General features: G+C 63.0%; 16 protein-coding genes. 3 read left to right on the forward strand and 13 right to left on the reverse strand.

All coding sequences use genetic code 11. The features are described from left to right. Positions 1–274: 274 nt before the first annotated feature. Together LU684_RS14565 and pssA are read right to left on the reverse strand one after the other, a co-directional pair. On the reverse strand, positions 275–1,420 hold the full coding sequence (locus LU684_RS14565; RefSeq protein ID WP_031312520.1) for a GGDEF domain-containing protein: 1,146 nt from the start codon (positions 1,418–1,420) through the stop codon (positions 275–277). 275 nt (positions 1,421–1,695) lie between these two features. Then, positions 1,696–3,024, reverse strand: a complete 1,329-nt coding sequence (gene pssA, locus LU684_RS14570; protein WP_232894758.1) for a CDP-diacylglycerol--serine O-phosphatidyltransferase — start codon at positions 3,022–3,024, stop codon at positions 1,696–1,698. Positions 3,025–3,205: 181 nt separating this feature from the next. Here pssA and LU684_RS14575 point away from each other — a divergent pair, with 181 nt between their 5' ends. Then, complete coding sequence (locus LU684_RS14575) at positions 3,206–4,213, forward strand: GlxA family transcriptional regulator (RefSeq protein ID WP_016487540.1); 1,008 nt, start codon at positions 3,206–3,208, stop codon at positions 4,211–4,213. 129 nt (positions 4,214–4,342) lie between these two features. Here LU684_RS14575 and LU684_RS14580 read toward each other — a convergent pair whose 3' ends face one another. The 4 genes from LU684_RS14580 to LU684_RS14595 all read right to left on the reverse strand — a co-directional run bounded on the left by LU684_RS14580 (position 4,343) and on the right by LU684_RS14595 (position 10,602). Then, complete coding sequence (locus tag LU684_RS14580; protein ID WP_023047750.1) at positions 4,343–5,677, reverse strand: MFS transporter; 1,335 nt, start codon at positions 5,675–5,677, stop codon at positions 4,343–4,345. A 180-nt stretch (positions 5,678–5,857) separates the two neighbouring features. Beyond that, the gene (locus tag LU684_RS14585) at positions 5,858–7,069 is read right to left on the reverse strand and encodes a M24 family metallopeptidase (protein WP_016487542.1); all 1,212 of its coding nucleotides are present in this window, start codon (positions 7,067–7,069) and stop codon (positions 5,858–5,860) included. Positions 7,070–7,223: 154 nt separating this feature from the next. Beyond that, positions 7,224–9,479, reverse strand: a complete 2,256-nt coding sequence (gene katG, locus LU684_RS14590; protein WP_232894759.1) for a catalase/peroxidase HPI — start codon at positions 9,477–9,479, stop codon at positions 7,224–7,226. 244 nt (positions 9,480–9,723) lie between these two features. Further along, positions 9,724–10,602, reverse strand: a complete 879-nt coding sequence (locus LU684_RS14595) for a DMT family transporter (protein ID WP_016487544.1) — start codon at positions 10,600–10,602, stop codon at positions 9,724–9,726. Between the two features lie 247 nt (positions 10,603–10,849). Here LU684_RS14595 and LU684_RS14600 point away from each other — a divergent pair, with 247 nt between their 5' ends. Continuing rightward, positions 10,850–11,674, forward strand: a complete 825-nt coding sequence (locus LU684_RS14600; protein ID WP_016487545.1) for an aldo/keto reductase — start codon at positions 10,850–10,852, stop codon at positions 11,672–11,674. A 173-nt stretch (positions 11,675–11,847) separates the two neighbouring features. Here the strand turns inward: LU684_RS14600 and LU684_RS14605 are convergent, their stop codons facing one another. The 5 genes from LU684_RS14605 to LU684_RS14625 form a co-directional block, all read right to left on the reverse strand. Further along, on the reverse strand, positions 11,848–13,944 hold the full coding sequence (locus LU684_RS14605; protein ID WP_016487546.1) for a putative bifunctional diguanylate cyclase/phosphodiesterase: 2,097 nt from the start codon (positions 13,942–13,944) through the stop codon (positions 11,848–11,850). Between the two features lie 163 nt (positions 13,945–14,107). Then, positions 14,108–14,602: a GNAT family N-acetyltransferase gene (locus tag LU684_RS14610; protein ID WP_016487547.1), complete on the reverse strand. Its 495-nt coding sequence runs from the start codon at positions 14,600–14,602 to the stop codon at positions 14,108–14,110. A gap of 246 nt (positions 14,603–14,848) precedes the next feature. Then, the gene (gene catA, locus LU684_RS14615; RefSeq protein WP_232894760.1) at positions 14,849–15,784 is read right to left on the reverse strand and encodes a catechol 1,2-dioxygenase; all 936 of its coding nucleotides are present in this window, start codon (positions 15,782–15,784) and stop codon (positions 14,849–14,851) included. Between the two features lie 43 nt (positions 15,785–15,827). Continuing rightward, positions 15,828–16,118, reverse strand: a complete 291-nt coding sequence (gene catC / locus LU684_RS14620) for a muconolactone Delta-isomerase (protein ID WP_016487549.1) — start codon at positions 16,116–16,118, stop codon at positions 15,828–15,830. A 21-nt stretch (positions 16,119–16,139) separates the two neighbouring features. After that, entirely contained in the window at positions 16,140–17,261 is a 1,122-nt protein-coding gene (locus tag LU684_RS14625) for a muconate cycloisomerase family protein (protein ID WP_232894762.1), read from the reverse strand. Between the two features lie 135 nt (positions 17,262–17,396). Here LU684_RS14625 and catR point away from each other — a divergent pair, with 135 nt between their 5' ends. Further along, complete coding sequence (gene catR / locus LU684_RS14630; RefSeq protein WP_016487551.1) at positions 17,397–18,269, forward strand: HTH-type transcriptional regulator CatR; 873 nt, start codon at positions 17,397–17,399, stop codon at positions 18,267–18,269. A gap of 115 nt (positions 18,270–18,384) precedes the next feature. Here catR and LU684_RS14635 read toward each other — a convergent pair whose 3' ends face one another. Continuing rightward, positions 18,385–19,791 carry an amino acid permease gene (locus LU684_RS14635; RefSeq protein WP_023047753.1) on the reverse strand — a complete coding sequence of 469 codons (1,407 nt, stop codon included), beginning with the start codon at positions 19,789–19,791 and terminating at the stop codon, positions 18,385–18,387. An 87-nt stretch (positions 19,792–19,878) separates the two neighbouring features. After that, positions 19,879–20,910, reverse strand: a complete 1,032-nt coding sequence (locus LU684_RS14640) for a histone deacetylase family protein (protein WP_023047754.1) — start codon at positions 20,908–20,910, stop codon at positions 19,879–19,881. Between the last annotated feature and the right edge of the window lie 67 nt (positions 20,911–20,977).

The raw sequence follows: 20,977 nt of genomic DNA on the forward strand, positions 1-20,977 counted from the left end.
CAAAAAGTAACCAAAAAACGCTGCGCTCCCATCATCCGGCCCCTACGCTGCGCTCCGGGGTCCCCTCGCTCCGGGCTTGCTCCCGGGAGGACCGCGCTGCAGGCCCCATCCTGGGGCCCAGCGCTTGACGGGCATCCATGCCCGTCACCTCCCTCCGCAAGCCCTGCGCTCGGCCTCCTGAAGTCGCAATCTGCGTTGCCTGAACTGTCGCGCGCTTAGAAGCAAAAGCAAAAAGCAAAAAGCAAAAAGCAAAAAGCAAAAAGCAAAAAGCAGCCTAGTGATTAATGTCAGCCATCGGACGCTCCACAAACCGAATACTGTCGCGCCCACTGCGCTTGGACTGGTACAAGGCCACATCCCCTTGCTCGATCAATGCCGCCAGGCTCGCCGGCGGCTGGTCGAACAGGTTCACGCCAATACTCAAGGTAACCGCGTGCGGCGTGGGCACGGTCTTGCCGGCATACTGCTGGAATTGCTCGCGCAACAGCCCGCCCAGCTCCATTACCTGCTCGCTACTCGCCCCATTCAACAAGATGACGAACTCATCGCCGCCCAACCGCGCGGCCAGTGCCCGCTCCGGCAGCACCGTGCGAATCATCTCGCTCAAGGCAACCAGCAAGCGGTCCCCGGCAATATGCCCGTGCAGGTCGTTGACCAGCTTGAAGTTGTCGATGTCGATCAGCAGCAACGCCCCAGGCTGCGCCGGGCTCACGTCCTTGAAGAAATGCCCGGCCCGCACCTCCAGCGCACGCCGGTTATACAACGCGGTCAACGGGTCGCGGGCTGCCAGCCGGGCAATCCGCTCCTCGCGCCGATAGCGCACGGTGCCGGTCATCGACAAGGCAATCAGCATGATCGCCATCGCCCCCTCGACCAAGGAGATCTGGATGATCAGGCCACCAAAGGTGGCCAGGTCAATCAACGTCCCCGGCGTGATGGCAATGCCCGCCTTGGCCACATAGAACAGCCCATGGATCAGCAACACATAGCGCAGTTGTACTGCCCCCACACTCAGCGACTTGCCATGGGGCCGCAGCAGGGAGCTGGCCTTGAGCGTCAGCGACGCCACCAGCAACGAGTTGACCATCAGCATCACCTTCGACCACTGCGGCCCTACAGGCAGCAACAGCAAGGCGAACCAGACCACCACAATCATTAGCCAGCCCCGCGACAAGCGGTCCTGGGTAAAACGCAATACGCCCGTCAGGAAGAACCCGTGCGCCACCACCAGCAAACCGTTGGCGAACCAGATGCCGATGAACAACAACCCAGACCCGCGCAACAAGGCCAGGACACAACCGACAGTAATCGTGGCAAAGCCGGCGCTCCAGAACAGCAAGGAGGTTTCGCGGACACTGCGCCACTCAATCGCCAGGTACAGGGCAGCCGCCGCTGCCAGGGCGACCGAGATGGTCAGCATCGTGGGTGGATCTAGCGCCATATACGCTTTGGCCTATCTGGTTAACGAAGAAAGGGCCCGATTGTATGCGCTCGTGATGATTTTTCAGAGGGGCCTTGTACGGTTGACTGCAAATGATAGCCCAGCCCCCAACGGAGGGCTCACGCAGGTAACATCATATTGACATCAAGGCACCGCGTGCACCACCGAAATCGCGGTGCCCTCGCCCCCTCGATGCCTGAAAGCAAACTCACCCGTTGCCCCCAAAAAAGCACGGCAGTGCCTGGAGCAGTGCCTCAGAGCACGCGCTTGATCAACGGTTCCAACCGGCTTAAACGCAAGCGCCGCAGAAATTTGCGGACCTCCTTGGGATGCTCGGCCTTCACGCCCAGCGCCTCTGCCGAACCAATCTTCGGCGCATGCCGGCGTAGCGCGTTCAACTCCGCTTCCCTCGGCGTCAGCCATTGCCCGTGCGGGTCATCGATCAGCAGGCCGTTCTCCAGGTCCAGGTTGAACCCGCGCGGGTTCAGGTTGTTGCCGGTCAGCAACGAATAGCGCTGGTCGACCCACACGCCCTTGGCATGAAAGGTATGCCCAGGATCGTTCCAGATGCGTACCTGTAACTGGCCGCTGGCAATGGCGGCATGGCGGCGCCGGGCGAAGGCACGCAGGTTGTCTTCATACAGATAAGGCAAGGCGCCACTGGCGCTGAACGGCTCGCCAGGGGCGATATAGAAGTCATTGGCCGTGCGATCGCCGACAATCAGCTCAACCTGCACACCACGCTCCAGCGCATGGTCAAGCTCGCGCATCACCACCCGCGGGGGGTTGAAATACGGCGTACTGATGATGAGTTGCGTGCGCGCCGCCGCCAACAAGGCGCACAGCGCCCGGTTCAGCGGGTTGCCACGGCCCACGCCCAACAGCGGAATAACCCGCAGCCCTTCCCCTGCCATGCTGGCCGGTGCCTCGTATGCCATGCGCCGCAACCGCGCACGCAAGCGCCGGATGTCGCCGCGCAGGCTACGGGTGGCAGGTGGCGCAGGCAAGTCGAGGCGCGGTGTGGCGGTGTGGTGCAGCAGGCGCCGCACCAGGTCGACCATGGCATCGGCCAGCCCCGGGGACTGGAACAGGTGGTAGCGGTCCAGGCGATAACGGTCGAAGCGGTGCAGGTACACGTTGTTCAGGCTGGCGCCGGTGTAGATCACGCAGTCGTCGATGATGCTGCCCTTCAGGTGCAACACGCCGAACAGCTCGCGGGTCTGCACCGGCACCCCATGAATCACGATATCCAGCCCACGCAACTGGCGTTGGGCCTGATACCAGGCGGCGTTACCCGGCTGGCGCCCGCCCCCCAGCAGACCACGGCGGGCACGAAACCAGTCGACCACAATGGTGATTTCCAGGCCTGGTCGCTCGGCCTTGACCTGGTACAACGCATCCAGCACTTCCTGGCCCGCCTCGTCTTCCTGCAGGTACAGGGCGACGATGACGATGCGCCGGGTCGCGGCGTGGATGCGTTCGAGCAAGCAGGCGCGGTATGCCTTGGCATCCGGCAGCACCTGGATCGACTCGGGCGACATGGCGTAGCCTGGCAATGCCGCCAGCATGGTTTCGGGGTTCACGAACGATCACCTTCTCTGTGCAATCACTGTCGGCCCTGCCAGCCGGCGGGGCCATTCCTGGCCGCTGCGCCCGGGGTGTAAGATCGAGCCGGCAACGACCTATAACAACAAGAACCACGCGAGGCTGTATTTTCTCACTGCCCCTGACGAACTATGCCTCAGCTTGCACAGGAACAGCGCAATGGTCTACCCCGCTTCTGCAAACCTATCGCCCTCTATTGTAAAGAGTTGTTCGGTAAAGACGTTCGGCTTTCTGATTTTGCCCAACTTCACCACCATCGGCCTGGCGTCGGCGGTGGAAACCCTGCGCATGGCCAACCTGGCCGCACGCAAACCACTGTTTCGCAGCGTGCTGATTGCCGCAGACGAGGCGCCAGTGGTCGCCAGCAACGGCATGCGGGTACTGCCTGACTACGGCATCGCCAACGCCCCCCAGCTGGATGCGCTGCTGGTGGTCGGGGCCAACCCGATCGACCGGGGCCGTAGCAGCCGCCCGCTGATCGACTGGTTGCGCAAGCTGGCCCGCCAGCACCTGCCATTGGGTGGTATCTGCACCGGGAGCTACCTGTTGGCCAAGGCCGAACTGCTCAAAGGCTACCGCTGCACCATCCATTGGGAAGACCTGCCGACACTGCAGGCGCACTTCCCCGGCATTGTCATTTCCAGCCAGCTGTTCGAACTGGACCGCGACCGCTATACCTGCTCGGGCGGTGTGGCAGCCATGGACATGATGCTGCAACTGGTGGCGCGCGAGCCCGGGGGTCAGGACATTGCGGCCAAGGCGGCCGAGTTATTGCTGTGCGACCGGGTGCGGGGCGAGCGTGATCGCCAGCGGGTACCGCTGCGCACCCTGCTTGGCAGCGCCCAACCCAAGCTGAGCCAGGTGGTGGCGATCATGGAGGCCAACCTGGAGGAACCATTGGGGCTCGAGGAGCTTGCCAGCCTCAACGAGGTCACCGTGCGCCAACTGGAGCGGCTGTTCCATAAATACCTGCAGCGCACGCCCAGCCAGTACTACCTGGAGCTGCGGCTGTCGCGGGCGCGGGAGTTGCTGCTGCGCAGTGACGTGCAGGTGCGCGAGGTGGCGCTGGCCTGCGGGTTCAGCTCGCCGGCGCACTTTTCCAAGAGCTACAGCCGGTTCTTTGGCTTGTCGCCGCTGGGGGAGCGGCGGCAGGCTTCGCTGCATTAATTCAAGGTTTGTACTGGTTTTACCGGCCTCTTCGCGGGCACGCCCGCTCCCACAGGGACCCCACAGTATTCGAATCTGTGGGGTCCCTGTGGGAGCGGGCGCGCCCGCGAAGAGGCCGGTACAGGGTAGTTAATCCTCCAGGGCGGAATGTGCGGTCTCCCGACACATAAGCATGGCAACCAGCGCCACCAGTGCTGCCGCCAGCAAATACCCCGCCGGCGCCAGCTTGCTGCCAGTCACCTGGATAAGCCAGGTGGCAATGAACGGCGCAGTCCCGCCAAACAGCGCGTTGGCCACATTGAAGCTCAGGGCAAACCCGCTGAAACGCACCCGGGTGGGGAAAATCTCGGCCAGCAGGCACGGCAACGTCCCGTCATTCATCGCCAGAATCGCCCCGAAGCAAATCTGGATCGCCAGGATGACCAGCAGCGGTTGACCGTCAAGCAGGCGGAACAACGGTACGGTCAGCCCCAGGAACAACAGCGAAGCCACCACCAGCATGGTCTTGCGGCCAAACCGGTCAGACAGCCGCCCCATCAGGAAGATCAAGCCGATGTAAGTGGCCAGCGACACGGTCGAAGCAATGAATGAATCCCGCTCGCTCATGCCCATTTCACTGGACAGATAAGTCGGCATGTAGCTGAGCAGCAAATAGAACGCCACCGCGTTCAGGCAGGTGACACCAATGCCGATGGCCAGGCTGCGGCGGTGCTGGCCCAGCAGCTCGCGCAGCGGCATAGGCGTCATGCCGGCCTTGTTTTCCAGGCGCTGTTCCATCTCCAGGAACTTGGGTGTGTCCTGCAGGCTCATGCGGATATAGCGCCCTACAAGGCCGAACGGTGCCGCCAGCAGGAACGGCAGGCGCCAGCCCCATTCGTGCAGGGCCTGGCTGCTGAGCAGTTCGTGCAGCACCGCCACGAACGCCGCACCAAACAGCAACCCCGCCGCCGTACTGGCCGGCACGATGCTGGTGTACAGGCCACGCCGGCCGGGCGGCGCGTATTCAGCCAGAAACGCCGCAGCACCAGCGTACTCACCGGAGGCGGAAAAGCCCTGCACCAGGCGGATAAGTAGCAACAAGCCCGGCGCCCACAAGCCGATCTGCGCATAACCTGGCAACAGGCCAATGCAGAAGGTGGATACCGACATGATCAGGATCGACCACGACAGTGCGTTGCGCCGACCATGGCGGTCGCCAAAGTGCCCCCAGACGATGCCGCCCAGCGGACGTACCAGGAACGACAGGGCAAACACAGCGAAGGTTGCCAGCAGGCCAGTGGTCTTGTCGGTTTGCGGGAAGAAGGTGGCGGCGATGATGGTGGCCAGGTAGCCGTAGGCGGCGTAGTCGAACCACTCGACGAAGTTGCCCATGAAACTGGCCCGGGCGGCCTTGCGCAGGGCCTGGCGTTCGGCGTTGTATGTGGGGCCGGCGACGGCGGATGGGTCAAGTGTGGTGCTGGACATGACGGGTACCCTCTGGTTCTTTTAATTGGAGGCAGGGTCTGGTGGTCATACAGTGATATTTTTGTTGTCCGGGCTGGCCTCATCGCCGGCAAGCCCGCTCCCACAGGGACTGCACAGGTATTGCGTGCTATGCAGTAGCTATGGGAGCTGGCTTGCCGGCGATGAGGCCAGCTTCGGTGTTTATTTGCGAATGATGTTGTGCTCCGGCCCATACGGGAATTTGGTGATGTTCTCGGCGCCTTTGTCGTTGACGATCAGGATGTCATGCTCGCGATACCCACCCGCCCCCGGTCGCCCTTCGGGCAGCATGATCATCGGTTCGATCGACACCACCATGCCAGGCTCCAGCACTGTGTCGATGTCTTCGCGCAGCTCCAGCCCCGCTTCGCGCCCGTAGTAGTGGCTCAGGGTGCCGAACGAATGGCCATAACCGAAGGTGCGGTACTGCAGCAGGTCATGGCGCAGGAAGATTTCGTTCAGTTCACGGGCGATGTCGCTGCAGCGCATGCCCGGGCGTACCAGTTTCAACCCCGCCTCGTGCACTTCCACGTTGGCCTGCCACAGGCGCAGGTATTCATCCGGGCAGTGGTCGAGGAACAGTGTGCGCTCCAGCGCGGTGTAGTAGCCGGCGATCATCGGGAAGCAGTTGAGGCTCAGGATTTCACCTTTGCCGACGCGGCGGCTGGTCACTGGGTTGTGTGCGCCATCGGTGTTGAGCCCGGACTGGAACCAGGTCCAGGTGTCCATCAGCTCCGCATCGGGGAAGCGCTTGGCGATTTCGCGGACCATTGCCTGGGTGGCATGCAGCGCCACCTCGTACTCAGGCACCTGGTCGCGCAGCGCCTCTACAATTGCCGCGCCGCCAATGTCCGCGACCTGTGCACCATGGCGGATCAGCGCCTGTTCCTCGGCCGATTTGATCATGCGCATACGCATGCAAGGCGCGCCAATGTCCAGCAGCTCGGCTTTGGGGTAGCAGGCGGCCAGCTTGGCATGGTTTTGCAGGTTGAGGTGGTCGTATTCGACGCCAATACGCGAGGCCAGCGGCAGCGCCTGCTGGATGGCAACGAAGTAGTTGTCGCGTTGCCAGTCGGTGTAGACGATGTTGTCAGTGCCGACGGTACGCCGCCATGGCTGGCCGCCATCAATGTTGGCGCTGATAGAGACAACCTTGTCCTGGGTGATTACCAGCGCATAGGGACGGCCAAACGAGCAGTAGAGGAAATCACTGTAGTAATTGACGTTATGGTACGAGGTGAAGATCGCCGCCTCAATGTCCTGGTCTGCCATGTAGGCCCGCAGCCGCGCATGGCGAGCCGCATACTCCTGCGCCGAAAAGGTCGGCTGCACCTTGTCACCATTGCGGATTTTGAGGGTCTTGGGCATTTGCATGGTCGGGGTTCCTTGTCGTTGTAAGCACGCTGTTCAGGCTGGCTGCCTGAGAAGCATTGCAACAGAACCGACGAGGACGCTTTTGTACCTATCCGACCTGGAATTGGCGGGATCACCAGGGCCAAGGGGGCGCTTTGCGCCCCCCATAACACCTTTACTTCAGGTCAAAACGGTCCAGCTCCATGACCTTCTGCCAGGCGGCCACAAAGTCCCGAACGAACTTGTCACCCCCGTCACTGCTGCCATACACCTCGCTCAGCGCCCGCAGCTGGGCATGCGAACCAAACACCAGGTCAACCCGGCTAGCGTTCCATTTAACCTGCCCGGTCTTGCGGTCGCGGCCTTCGAAGGTTTCGTCGTCCGGCGACGTCGACTTCCATTCCACGCCCATGTCCAGCAGGTTGCGGAAGAAGTCGTTGCTCAAGGTGCCGGGCTTGTCGGTGAACACGCCCTGCTGGCTGCCGCCATGGTTGGCACCCAGCACCCGCAGGCCGCCGATCAGCACGGTCAGTTCCGGCGCAGTCAGGGTCAGCAACTGGGCCTTGTCCAGCAACAGCTTTTCGGCCTTGACGCTGTAGCGAGCCTTGGCGAAATTGCGGAAGCCATCGGCCAACGGCTCCAGCACGGCGAACGACTCGACGTCGGTCTGCGCCTGGGACGCATCGACGCGGCCCGGGCGGAACCCGACGCTGCCACTGTAGCCAGCATCCCGGGCAGCTTTTTCAACGGCTGCAGTACCGGCCAGTACGATCAGGTCGGCCAGGGAGACCTTTTTGCCGCCGCTATTGAACTCGCCCTGTATCTTCTCCAGCGCCGCCAGCACCTTGTCTACACCCTGGTTGGCAGCCCAGTCTTTCTGCGGCGCCAGGCGCAAACGTGCGCCATTGGCCCCCCCGCGCTTGTCGGAGCCACGGAAGGTCGACGCGGATGCCCACGCGGTGGAGACCAGCTCACCCACAGTCAAGCCCGAAGCCAGAATCCTGGTTTTGAGGTCTGCGATGTCTTGCTCGCTGATCGTGGCTGGATCGGCCTTGGGCAACGGGTCTTGCCACAGCAGCTCTTCATTGGGCATTTCCGGGCCCAGGTAGCGCGCCAGTGGGCCCATGTCGCGGTGGATGAGCTTGTACCAGGCGCGGGCGAAGGCATCCGCCAGCTGGTCAGGGTTGTCCTTGAAGCGGCGAGCGATCGGCTCGTAGATGGGGTCGAAGCGCAGCGCCAGGTCAGAGGTCAACATGGACGGTGCATGTTTTTTACCTGGATCGTGGGCATCTGGCACTGTGCCTGCGCCTTTGCCCTCTTTCGGCTGCCACTGATGCGCGCCGGCCGGGCTTTTGGTCAGCTCCCACTCAAAGTTGAAGAGGTTGTTCAGGTACTCGTTGCTCCACTTGGTCGGGGTGGAGGTCCAGGTCACTTCCAGGCCGCTGGTGATGGTATCCCCACCTTTGCCTGAACCAAACTTGTTGGGCCAACCCAGGCCCTGCAACTCCAGGTCTGCCGCTTCGGGTTCGGGGCCGACGTTGTCGGCGGGGCCGGCACCGTGGGTCTTGCCGAAGGCGTGGCCACCGGCGATCAACGCCACGGTTTCTTCATCGTTCATGGCCATGCGGCCAAAGGTTTCACGGATGTCCCGGCCAGAGGCCACCGGGTCTGGGTTGCCTTCCGGGCCTTCCGGGTTCACGTAGATCAGGCCCATCTGTACGGCGGCCAGCGGGTTTTCCAGGTTACGCTCAGCCGACAGGTCGCGGTTCTGCTCTTCACCATGCTTGGCCGGCTCGGCCACCAGGTCACCCTGCCCGGGTGGCTGCGCCTTGACCTGTTCCTTGCCGTAGCGGGTATCGCCACCCAGCCAGACCTTTTCCGAACCCCAGTACACATCTTCGTCCGGCTCCCATACATCAGCGCGCCCGCCCGAGAAGCCGAAAGTCTTGAAGCCCATGGATTCGAGAGCAACGTTGCCGGTGAGCACGATCAGGTCGGCCCAGGAAATCTTGTTGCCGTACTTCTGCTTGATCGGCCACAGCAGCCGCCGGGCCTTGTCCAGGCTGACGTTGTCCGGCCAGCTGTTGAGCGGGGCGAAACGTTGCTGCCCCGAGCCCGCGCCGCCGCGGCCATCGCCAATGCGGTAGGTGCCGGCGCTGTGCCAGGCCATGCGGATGAACAGCGGGCCATAGTGGCCGAAGTCGGCAGGCCACCAGTCCTGCGAGTCGGTCATCAGGGCAGTCAGGTCGTTCTTCAGGGCCTGGAAGTCGAGGCTTTTGAACGCCTTGGCATAGTCGAAGTCCGGATCGGGGCTGGACTTCGACGAATGCTGGTGAAGAATTCGAAGGTTGAGCTGGTCAGGCCACCAGTCACGGTTGGTGGTGCCGCCACCTGCGGTTTGATGGAACGGGCATTTCGATTCGTTCGACATCTGCGGGTACCTTTGGGTCGGTTATCCAGATTTCCGGTCTATGCCAGGTGTTCTTTCAGCCGAGCGAGGGGGTCGTGCTACCCCTCATCAGGTCTACACGGGGCCACGGGAAAGACTAGACGAGCTTGGGCAGAGTTCTAATAGAGTGGCTGTTAGAGGGTGATAGGCTGGCTCTGTCAGGTTTGCTTGTACCGGCCTCTTCGCAGGTAAACCCGCGCATCAATCCGAACAGGCGGTACAGGTTTTACTTGCGCCGCTGCATCCACGCCGCCCCCAGCCCACTGAGGCAGATCACTGAAATCCCCACCAGGCTCAAGGTATCCGGCACCTGGCTATAGAATACAAGCCCAAGCAAACCGGCAAACACGATCTGGCAGTAGCTGAACGGCGCCAGCAACGCCGGTGCCGCATGGCGGAAGGCCTGGGTCAGCAGCAGGTGCGCAGTCATGCCAAAGCCGCCCAGTGCCAGCATCAGCAGGGCATGGTCCCACCGCGGCACCTCCCAGAAGAACGGCACCAGTGCACTCATTGCCAGGGTATTGCACAGCCCTGCATAGAAGTTGCTGGTAGTCGGGCTGTCATGTGCAGCCAGAATGCGCGTCAGCAGCTGATAGAAGCAGAAGCCCAACGCCGAACCGAACGGGTACAGAATGGCCGGGGTAAACATCGCTCCACCCGGGTGCACCACCACCAGCACGCCGATGAAACCCAGCACTACCGCCACCCACTGCCCCACCGTCACCCGCTCTTTGAGCAGCGGCGCCGACAACGCGGTGACCAGCACCGGGGCAAGGAAGTTGACCGCCGTCGCCTCAGCCAGCGGCAGGTACTGAAGGCCGCTGGTGAACAGCAAGCTGGTGCTCAGCAGGCTCAAGGCCCGCAAGGTCTGCAATACCGGCCGGCGGGTGCGCAATACGTTGAGGCCAGACTTGGGCAGGAAAATGCCGGCCATCAGCAGCGTATGCACCACATAACGTGCCCACACCACCATCACGATCGGGTAAAGGCCGCCGAGGAATTTGGACAGGGCATCGTGGCTGGCGAACAGGAACGTCGCTCCCACCACCAGTGCGATACCCCGCAAGGGTTGGTTGACGCCGGACAGCGGTGTGCTGGAACTCATGGCTCTCTCGATGACGGCGCGGCGGCATGCCACGCCCAGGGAAGGCCGCGCAGGCGTGGCCCGGCGGATGCAACAGCTCGAATTCTAGAAGAGATGCCGCAGGATAAGGAAGTTCAATTGCCGCTTGCGCACGCTGACGGCAAATACTGTTCGCTGATCGACCAGTTTGTGCCTCCAACGCATGGCCCGCGCTTCGCTGATCGCCGACCATCGAGTGCGAACCCTGCACACCCTACAAGGAATTTACATGCAAAGGCTCACCACCCGAAACGGTCTGGACCTGCCTGCAATCGGCCTGGGCACCTGGCCGATGACCGGCACCGAATGCACCCAGGCCGTGCACCAGGCGCTGGACCTGGGTTACCGGCACATCGACACTGCCACAGCCTACGAAAACGAAGCGGCCGTTGGCCAGGCCCTGCGCGACAGCGACGTACCACGCGAACAGATCCACCTCACCACCAAGGTGTGGTGGGACCGCCTGGAGCCCAAGGCCATGCGCCAGTCGCTGGAAGACAGCCTGCGCGCATTGGGCACCGAGCAGGTCGACCTGTTCCATATCCACTGGCCCGGCAAGGATTGGGACCTGGCGCGCAGTATCGACACCCTGGTTGCGCTGCGTGACGAGGGCAAGGCACGGCATATTGGCGTGGCCAACTTCCCGCTGGGCCTGCTGCGCCAGGTGGTGGAAACCCTGGGTGCGCCGTTGTCGGCGATTCAGGTGGAATACCACGTGCTGCTCGGCCAGCAACCGCTGCTCGACTACGCCCGCCGCCATGACCTGTTGCTCACCGCCTACACCCCGCTGGCCCGGGGCCAGGCGGCGGCGCAGCCAGTGATCCAGGCGATTGCCCGCAAGCATGGCGTGCTGCCCAGCCAGGTGGCACTGAAGTGGTTGCTGGACCAGGACGGTGTGGCGGCGATCCCCAAAGCCAGCAGCCGCGAGAACCAGTTGGCCAACCTGGCTGCATTGAACGTGCAACTGGACGACGAAGACCGCACGGCGATTGCCCAATTGCCGAAAGACCAGCGCGTGGTAAGCCCGCCGTTTGCGCCAGACTGGAATAGCTGAAATTCGTAAGCGCGACACGGACCTTGTGGGCGCGGGCGTGCCCGCGAAGAAGCCAACTCGGTGGCTGGCACCGGCTGCGCCGGTGTTCGCGGGCATGGCCGCTCCCACAAGGATTGCACAAGCTCTTGAAATTTGAGCAAGCCAATTACCCCCACAATCGGCTGCGTGAGCCGTCAGCCTGGCGTAATGACCTGCTTCAACCGCTCGCTCGCCGGTGCCGGCCGCCCGTACAGGTAGCCCTGGAAATGCGAGCACCCCTCCGCCGCCAGCCGGCGCATCTGCTCTTGCGACTCCACCCCTTCGGCCGTGGTCTTGATCATCAGGCTGTTGGACAGGTCGGTAATGGCGCGGATGATCGACATTGCTTCACGGCTGTCGCACATGTCATGCACGAACGACTTGTCGATCTTGATCCGGTCGAACGGGAACGAGCGCAAGTAGCCGAGCGATGAATAGCCGGTTCCAAAATCGTCCAGCGAAATCGATACCCCCAAGTCCTTCAGCGCGCGCAAGGTGCGCACGTTTTCGTCGCTGTTACCCAGCAACACCGACTCGGTTATTTCCAGCTCCAGGCGCTGCGCCGGCAGGCCCGAGTCGGCCAGGGCCAAGGCGACAAGCTGCACCAGGTTGGCATTTTTGAACTGCACCGGCGACAGGTTGACCGACACCGTCTGCTCACTGTCCCAGCTGGCCGCTTCCTGGCAGGCCAGGTTCAAGGCCCGGATACCCAGTTCATGAATCAGCCCGGTTTCCTCGGCGATAGGGATGAAGTCCATGGGCATGACCATGCCCCGGGTCGGGTGCTCCCAGCGCAGCAATGCCTCATAACCGGTCACGCTACTGGTTTTCTGGTCCACCACGGGTTGGTAATGCAGCTGCAACTGGCCCAGGTGCAGCGCTGTGCGCAAGTCGGTTTCCACCAGGCGGCGCTGGCGGGCAGCGACGTCAAGCTCCACGTCGAAGCATTCGTAGCGATTGCGGCCGTTGCGCTTGGCCTCGTACAACGCCATGTCGGCGTAGCCCAGCAGCTGCTCGGCCTGATCATTGTCATCCGGGGCGATGGCGATGCCGATACTTACCCCCACGGAGAACTGGTGCCCTTCGATCCGGAACGGCGGGCTGATCGCGTTGATCAGCCGCTGCGCAGTGTTGCACGCAGCGTCGCGGCCATCGAGCCCGGTCAGTACCACGGCAAACTCGTCACCACCCAGCCGGGCCAGGGTGTCGTGCTCGCGCAGCTCGCGGCGCAGGCGTTTGCCCAGCTCGCGCAGCAGCTTGTCGCCGAAGGCATGGCCAAGGGAGTCATTGATGTTCTTGAAGTTGTCCAGGTCCAGGCACAGGGCGGCGGTCAGCTTGGCGTTCTCGCTGCCACGCACCAGCGCCTGGCGCAGGCGTTCGTGGAACAAGGTGCGGTTGGGTAGCCCGGTAAGCGCATCATGGTGCGCCATGTGGTGAATCTGTGCGTGGGCCGCCAGTTCCTCGGTGGCATCTTCGGCGACAAACAGCACGTAATCCGCCTGGCCCTCGGAGTGCTGGCTGAGCAAGGTACGGCTGCGCAGGGTCCGTGGACCACGGGCGGTCTCGACCCGGGTCTCGGCAGCATGGCCTTTGGTGTTACGGGCACCACGGGCCAGCTGCTGCTCAAGGTAGTCGGCGGCCGCCGGGCTCAGGCATTCGCCAGGCAGTTGGCCGATCATGCTGCGCCCTGGGCCGCCGAACAGGCGCTCGGCCTGCTGGTTGGCCAACAGGATGCGCTGGCTTTCCAGGTCCTGGACAATGACGCTGGCGGGAATATTGGCAATGACCGAGTCCAGGAATTGCGACAGCTTGGCCATTTCCTGGCTGTACTGCTCGGCCAGCTCCTTGGCCTGCAGCAGCTCCAGTTCCTGGCGGCGGCGTTCGGAAATGTCGCGGGTGACCTTGGCGAACCCCACCAGTTGCCCGGCATCGTCGTACACGGCTTCAATCACTACATGGGCGTGGAACGCCGTGCCGTCCTTGCGCAGGCGGGAGCCTGTCTCTTCAAAACGCCCCGTGCGCCGCGCCTGTTCAAGGTTTAGCGCTGGCCGCCCGGCTGCACGCTCGGCATCGGGGTAGAACAACGAGTAATGCTGGCCGACGATTTCATCGGCAAGGTAGCCCTTGGCGCGCTGGGCACCGGGGTTCCAGTTGGCGACGATACCCTCGGGGGTGAGCAGGTAGATCGCGTAATCCACCACGCTCTGAATCAACAGCCGGTACATGATGTCGGGGTTTGCAGCTAGCGACATGAACTTTACCTGAACCTTCGAAGCGCAAGAAAAAGGACCCCGGCAAGCGGTTGCCAGGTCTAGGGAGGCATTGATGGCATTATGCCGCCCATGACGATTTTGTGAAGTAGCTCACAAAAATGTCGCTATTCCGCTTCAACGCCGCACAACGGCCGGCCAATCCTCAATGCCGGGCGCCGCTCACCAGGAAACTGAGCAGGTCCGGTTCATCCGTCAGCGTAATGGCCTGTGCCGGGCGCGACAGGTTCGCCAGTACGGCGCTGCAGAACGCCACGGCCGGTGCGTCGTGTGCGTAGCACCGCAGCAACCAGTCGCCCTCGCCGCCCAGCAGCTGCAACGCTACCGCCTGGCCGATGCCCTGGCGGCGGTACTTTTTCAGGATGAACAGGTCAGCCAGTTCAAGCGCGTGAATGCCCGGCAGCTCACTGCGTTCCACCAGCACGAAACCGGCGATGAAACCGTCCGCCAGCACCAGGTACGCGCCCCAGCCCTCGTCCTGCCAGTAGCGTTGCAGGTGCTCGTCGTGGATGTAGAAACGACCATCCACTTCGACGTCTTCCTGCTCCCAGTCGGAGGACTCGTAGGCATAGAACTGGTAGAGGTTGCGGACCAGCGGAGCCTGGTCAGCGGTGGTTGGCAGCAGCGCGATGGGCAGCATGGGCGGGGCTCGGGCAAAAGATCGATTCTAGATCACCGGCCCCGGCAGCAAAAAGCCCGGGCCCTCCCCGCACGGAAAGGCCCAGGCAAAAACACAGCGAAAAATGGTCAGCATTGTGGGGGCGCTACGCGCCCCATTCGCGGCGCAAGGCCGCTCCCACAGGGATTGCACGATGGCACTGTCGCGCGCGATCCCTGTGGGAGCGGCCTTGTGCCGCGAATGGGCTGCGCAGCAGCCCCAAAGGTCTCAGCCTTCCTGCAACGCACGCGGCCGGTGGCTGCGGGCCTCGGCCTCCGGCGCCGTGGTCCCCTGCAGGTGGAAGTCGAACGCCAGCTCGGCAAAACGCTCGCCTTGCACGCCGCGATCACGCGCCGCAGCAGCGTCCTCGACAAACCGCAGCTCGCCGATCAAACCGTCGCGGGTGGCGTAGGCAAAGTCGTCCCACAGGTATTTGTCACCCTCGAAGTTGATCTGCGTGGTCAGGTGGCGGTGCCCCGGTGCCGAGATGAAGAAGTGCACGTGCGCCGGTCGCTGACCATGACGGCCGAGCAGGTCAAGGCACTCCTGGGTCGGGCCCTGCGGGTCGCAGCCATATCCCGACGGCACGATGGAGCGCGCACGGTAGCGCCCCTCGGCGTCGGTAATGATGCGGCGGCGCAGGTTGTACTCGGACTGGGTCGAGTCGAAGTACGAATAGGTACCTTGGGTGTTGGCGTGCCACAGGTCGACGGTGGCGCCGGCCAGCGGCTTGCCGTCGGCATCGAACACCTGCCCCTGCAGGAACATCACCACGCCGGGGTCGGTACCGTCGTCCATGCGCGCTTCGCCTTGTGCCAACGGCGCCCCGGCGACGTACAGCGGGCCTTCGATGGTACGCGGGGTGCCACCGCTCAGGCCGGCCTCAGCATCCTTGGCGTCCTGCAGCAGGTCGAGGAAGTGCTCGATACCCAGGCCTGCGGCCAGCAGGCCAGCCTCGTTACGGCCCCCCAGGCGGTTGAGGTAATCAATGGCGTGCCAGAACTCGTCTTCGGTGATTTCTAGGTCTTCGACCAGGCGCGCGGTGTCCTGCAGCACACGCAGGATGATCTGCTTGAAGCGCGGGCTGCCTTCGGCGTGGTCCAGGCCAGCCACTTTGTTGAAGAAGGCTTGAATGTCGGCAGTGTGGGAAATTTTCACGGTCATCGTGCGTACCTCATATTGTTCTTGTCAGGCAGACAGGTGCGGATCAGCGGTCGTCGCTGTGAATCGACGAGGGATGCCGGCACAGGCCGTCGACCTCGATGTCCATGTACGGGAACAGCGGCAGCTGCATCAGTGTGTCGTGCAGCGCCTCGACGCTGGGCACGTCGAACACGCTGTAGTTGGCGTAGTGCCCGGCAATGCGCCACAAGTGGCGCCAGGTCCCTTCACGTTGCAGGCGCTGGGCCAGTTCCTTTTCATCAGCCTTGAGCTGGGTGGCCTTGGCCGGGTCCATGTCGACCGGCAGTTTCACGGTCATCTTCACGTGGAACAGCATGATTATCTCCTTGTTGGCTGATCAGCGACGGGCGAAGCGCGCCAGGCGCTGTTCGTCCAGGGTCAGGCCCAGGCCTGGGGTGCGGGGGATGTGCAGTTGGAAGTCGCGGTACTGCGGCGGCTCGTTGACGATTTCTTCGGTCAGCAGCAGCGGGCCGAACAGCTCGGTGCCCCAGGTCAGTTGGCGCAGGGTAAGGAAGGCATGGGCCGAGGCCAGGGTGCCGATAGAGCCTTCGAGCATGGTGCCGCCATACAACGCTATACCGGCGGCCTCGGCGATTTGCGCAGTGCGCAACACAGCTCGCGGGCCACCGTTCTTGGCGATTTTCAGGGCGAAGATGCTGGCCGCGCCGTCGGCGGCCAGGCTGAAGGCGTCCTCGACGCTTTCGATCGACTCATCGGCCATGATCGGGGCCGGGCTGCGCTGGTTCAGGCGCACCTGGCCGCCACGGTTGATGCGCGAGATCGGTTGCTCGATCAGGTCAATACCGTTGTCGCCAAGCACCTGGCAAGCACGCACGGCCTGGGACTCGTCCCAGTACTGGTTGACGTCGACCCGCACGCTGGCACTGTCGCCCAGTTCGCGTTTTATCGTCACCACGTGCTTGATGTCCTGCTCCACCGGGTTGGCGCCAATCTTCAGCTTGAACACCCGGTGACGGCGAATTTCCAGCATGTGCTGCGCTTCGGCGATATCACGGGCGGTGTCGCCGCTGGCCAGGGTCCAGGCCACTTCCAGGCTGTCACGCACTCGGCCGCCCAGCAGCTCGCTCACCGGCAGCCCCAGGCGTTTGCCTTGGGCGTCGAGCAAGGCGCTTTCAATACCCGATTTGGCAAAAGTGTTGCCCTTGGCCAGCTTGTCCAGCTTGAGCATGGCCGCATTGATGTTGTCTGCCGCCAGGCCAATCAGCGCCGGAGCCAGGTGCGCGTCGATGTTGGCCTTGATGCCCTCGGGGCTTTCGTAGCCATACGCCAGGCCACCGATGGTGGTGGCCTCGCCGATACCTTCCACGCCATCGCTGCAGCGCACGCGCAATACCACCAAGGTCTGCTGCTGCATGGTGTGCATTGCCAGCTTGTGCGGGCGAATGGTCGGCAGGTCGACGATAATTGCATCAATACGTTCAATCAGCGCGCTTGTCATTGTGGCCAGGTCCCGTCAGGTCGGGCTGCCAGCTGCAGGCCCGAATGGTGCATTTACTTGATTGCTCAAGGATTGCGCGAGACCCTGATGACCGTCCAATATCAAATGAATCTCCCACCATACCCTGGAGGTCTGATGGAGCTGCGCCACCTGCGTTACTTCAAAGTCTTGGCCGAGACCCTGAACTTCACCCGCGCCGCCGAGCTGCTGCACATTGCCCAACCCCCCTTGAGCCGGCAGATCAGCCAGCTGGAGGACCAGCTCGGCACCCTGCTGGTCGTACGCGAACGCCCGCTGCGGCTGACCGAGGCCGGTCGTTTTTTTTACGAACAGACCTGCACCGTGCTGCAGCAACTGCAGAACATCAGCGACAACACCCGCCGCATTGGCCAGGGCCAGCGCCAGTGGCTGGGCATCGGGTTTGCCCCCTCGACCCTGTACAACGTGTTGCCAGAGCTGATCCGCGAGCTGCGCCAGGACAGCGAGCTGGAACTGGGCCTGAGCGAGATGACCACGCTGCAGCAGGTGGAAGCCTTGAAGAGCGGGCGCATCGACATCGCCTTCGGGCGCATTCGCATCGACGACGCGGCCATCCACCAAGAGGTTCTGCGGGAGGACCCGCTGGTGGCCGTGCTGCCCAAGGGCCACCCGCTGGCGGGCAGCCCGGTCAGCCTGGCGCAGCTGGCTGGCGAGGCGTTCATCCTCTACCCGGCCAACCCCCGGCCCAGTTATGCCGACCACGTGCTGGCGCTGTTTGCCCAGCATGGCATGAGCATCCGCGTCAGCCAGTGGGCCAACGAATTGCAGACGGCCATCGGCCTGGTGGCCGTCGGCGTGGGGGTAACGCTGGTGCCGGCGTCGGTACAACAGCAACACCGCACCGATATCGAATATGTCGGCTTGCTCGATAGCAGCGCCGTCAGCCCGATCATTCTGAGCCGGCGCAAGGGTGATGTGAGCCCGATCGTGCAGCGGTGCCTGGGGTTGATCGAGCAACAGGCACTATGAACAAAACTTGCACCCTGTGGGAGCGGGCGCGCCCGCGATCACGGGCAGAGCCCGTGCCATCCACCGCGTCGCCTGCTTCGCGGGCATGCCCGCTCCCACAGGGTATGTGTTGTGCTCAGGAATGCGCTTGAGCGCGGCGGCGGTAGGCCAGCAACAGGAACACGAACCACAACGGCATCACGCACAATGCCAGGCGGGTATCCGGCTGCAGTGCCAGCAACACCAGCACAAAGCCGAGAAAGCCCAGGGTCGTGACCGCCACCGGCACCCCGCCCGGCAACTTGAACACCGAAGCATTGTGCGCAGCCGGGTTGCGTTTGCGATACGCGAGGTACGCGGCAAGGATCATCGACCAGGTAAAGATCACCAGGATTGCCGACACGGTCGAAATCAGCGTGAACACCGTCATCACCTCCGGGATGATGAACAGCAGGCTCAACCCGATCAGCATGCACACGCCGGAAAACACCAGGCTGTACACCGGCACGCTCAGTGCCGAAAGCCTGGCGAACAGGGCCGGCGCGTTACGCCGCTCGGCCAGCCCGAACAGCATCCGGCAGCCCGAGTAGACACCGCTGTTGGCCGAAGAGGCAGCCGAGGTCAATACCACAAAGTTGATCATGCCGGCCGCCGCCGGAAAGCCGGCCAGCAGGAACAGTTCGACGAAGGGGCTGCGGTTGGCCGGCACCTCGGCCCACGACACCACGCTGATGATGCACACCAGCGCCAGGATGTAGAACAGCAGAATGCGCAAGGGGATGGTGTTGATGGCCTTGGGCAGCGAGCGATGAGGGTTCTTCGCTTCCGCTGCGGTGGTGCCGATCAGCTCGGTACCGGCAAAGGAAAACACGGCAATCTGGAACCCGGCAAAGAAACCGCTGATGCCATGGGGCAGCACCGCACCCGGCGCGACCACGTGCGACAGCGAGGCAACCACGCCATTGGGCGAGGTATAGGACGTGGCGATCATGACTGCTGCCGTGATGATCAACAGCACGATGGCGACGATCTTGATGATGCCGAACCAGAACTCTACCTCGCCAAAAATCCTCACCGCCAGCATGTTCAGCCCCAGCAGCACGAACAGGGTGAAGAACGCGGGTAGCCAGGCCGGTGCATCGGGGTACCAGTACTGGAAAAAACCGGCCACCACGACCACGTCCCCCACCACCGCCACGCTCCAGCTCAGCCAGTACGACCAGCTCAGCACAAAGCCGGCGCGCGAGCCCAGGTAATGGGCAACGATATCGGCGAACGACTTGAAGCGCAGGTCGGACAACAGCAACTCGCCCATGGCGCGCATGACGAAGAACACGAAGAACCCGAGGATGGCGTAGACCAACAGGATCGAGGTGCCGGACAGCGCGATCACCTTGCCCGAGCCCATGAACAGGCCGGTGCCAATGGCGCCCCCTATGGAAATCAGCTGGATGTGGCGGTTTTCCAGCGTGCGTTGCAGGTGCCCGTCACGGTCGGGCGTTACCGGTTTGCTTTGCTCAAGGCTTGCGGGCATGTCTTGCATGGCGACCTCTTGTTATTGTTGGCCTGTCACATGTCGCGGTGCCGTGGCGACGCCCATTACTGGCTTCGTCACGGCTTCTCAGGCGGGTTAGCGCGCGCTTTCAAAACCTTGCAAGGTGTTCACTGCGTTGATGCCGATTTCGTCGACCATGTAACCGCCCTCCATCACGAACAGGGTCGGGATACCGGCACTGGCGATCTCGGCGCCCATGCGCAGGAAGTCGTCGCTGGTAAGCTTGAAGTGGCTGATCGGGTCATCCTCGAAGGTGTCGACCCCCAGCGACACAACCAGAAACTGCGGCTTGTGCGCGACAATGCGCTTGAGTGCATCCTGCAAAGCCGGCTGGTACTGGGCCCAGCGGGTGCCCTTGCCCATCGGGTAGTTGGCGTTGAAACCTTCGCCAGCGCCTGCGCCTTGTTCATGGGCGTAGCCGGAAAAATACGGGTAGGACACGTGCGGGTCGCCATGCAGGGAGGCAAAGAACACATCGGGGCGATCGTAGAAGATGTTCTGTGTGCCGTTACCGTGGTGGAAGTCCACATCCAGCACAGCCACGCGCCTGGCGCCCTGGCTCAGGCAGCGCTCGGCGGCGATGGCGGCGTTGTTCAGGTAGCAATAGCCGCCCATGTATTCCCGGGCCGCATGGTGCCCCGGTGGGCGGCACAGGGCGAAGGCACTGTCGGCACCGTCGATGATGCGCTGCATGCCGGTCAAGGCAACGTCGGCGCTGCTGCGCACCGCCTCCCAGGTGCCGGCGGTGATCGGGGCCCCCGCGTCCATGGCATAAAAGCCCAGCTTGCCGTCGATGAAGCCGGGCTCACGGTCGATGGCCAGGTCGCGCACTGGCCACACCAGCGGCAGCGCATCGTGGGTTTTGCCGGTGGCGGCCCATTCCGACCAGGCGTTTTCCAGGAAGCTTACGTAGCGCTCGCTGTGCGCCGCCACGTAGCAGGCCCGGTCGAAGGCCTGTTCGGCAATGACATCGCCAAGGCCCGTGCTGCGCACCCGGGCCAGTACGGTGTCGGCACGCTGGGGGTTTTCGAACGATGGCGTAATGGCGCCGTCCTTGAGTTCCGAGCCATGGTGCAAGCGGTGATTGTTGCTAAAAACTGTCAGCACACGAATGTCCTTTTTCAAGGGGTTACCGGATAACCAATTTTCGCGCCTGAACCGTGAAAATGCTTTG

This window comes from Pseudomonas sp. NMI542_15, from assembly GCF_021283425.1.
Classification (GTDB): Bacteria; Pseudomonadota; Gammaproteobacteria; order Pseudomonadales; family Pseudomonadaceae; genus Aquipseudomonas; species Aquipseudomonas fortuita.

Excerpts from the sequence above, each read along its gene's own strand:
- LU684_RS14610 (WP_016487547.1), bottom strand. The coding sequence starts at position 14,602 with ATGCTGCCCATCGCGCTGCTGCCAACCACCGCTGACCAGGCTCCGCTG.
- LU684_RS14605 (WP_016487546.1), bottom strand. The coding sequence starts at position 13,944 with ATGTCGCTAGCTGCAAACCCCGACATCATGTACCGGCTGTTGATTCAG.
- LU684_RS14575 (WP_016487540.1), top strand. The coding sequence starts at position 3,206 with ATGGTCTACCCCGCTTCTGCAAACCTATCGCCCTCTATTGTAAAGAGT.
- katG (WP_232894759.1), bottom strand. The coding sequence starts at position 9,479 with ATGTCGAACGAATCGAAATGCCCGTTCCATCAAACCGCAGGTGGCGGC.
- catC (WP_016487549.1), bottom strand. The coding sequence starts at position 16,118 with ATGCTGTTCCACGTGAAGATGACCGTGAAACTGCCGGTCGACATGGAC.
- LU684_RS14600 (WP_016487545.1), top strand. The coding sequence starts at position 10,850 with ATGCAAAGGCTCACCACCCGAAACGGTCTGGACCTGCCTGCAATCGGC.
- catR (WP_016487551.1), top strand. The coding sequence starts at position 17,397 with ATGGAGCTGCGCCACCTGCGTTACTTCAAAGTCTTGGCCGAGACCCTG.
- LU684_RS14585 (WP_016487542.1), bottom strand. The coding sequence starts at position 7,069 with ATGCAAATGCCCAAGACCCTCAAAATCCGCAATGGTGACAAGGTGCAG.
- LU684_RS14635 (WP_023047753.1), bottom strand. The coding sequence starts at position 19,791 with ATGCAAGACATGCCCGCAAGCCTTGAGCAAAGCAAACCGGTAACGCCC.
- LU684_RS14595 (WP_016487544.1), bottom strand. The coding sequence starts at position 10,602 with ATGAGTTCCAGCACACCGCTGTCCGGCGTCAACCAACCCTTGCGGGGT.
- LU684_RS14565 (WP_031312520.1), bottom strand. The coding sequence starts at position 1,420 with ATGCTGACCATCTCGGTCGCCCTGGCAGCGGCGGCTGCCCTGTACCTG.
- catA (WP_232894760.1), bottom strand. The coding sequence starts at position 15,784 with ATGACCGTGAAAATTTCCCACACTGCCGACATTCAAGCCTTCTTCAAC.
- LU684_RS14625 (WP_232894762.1), bottom strand. The coding sequence starts at position 17,261 with ATGACAAGCGCGCTGATTGAACGTATTGATGCAATTATCGTCGACCTG.
- LU684_RS14580 (WP_023047750.1), bottom strand. The coding sequence starts at position 5,677 with ATGTCCAGCACCACACTTGACCCATCCGCCGTCGCCGGCCCCACATAC.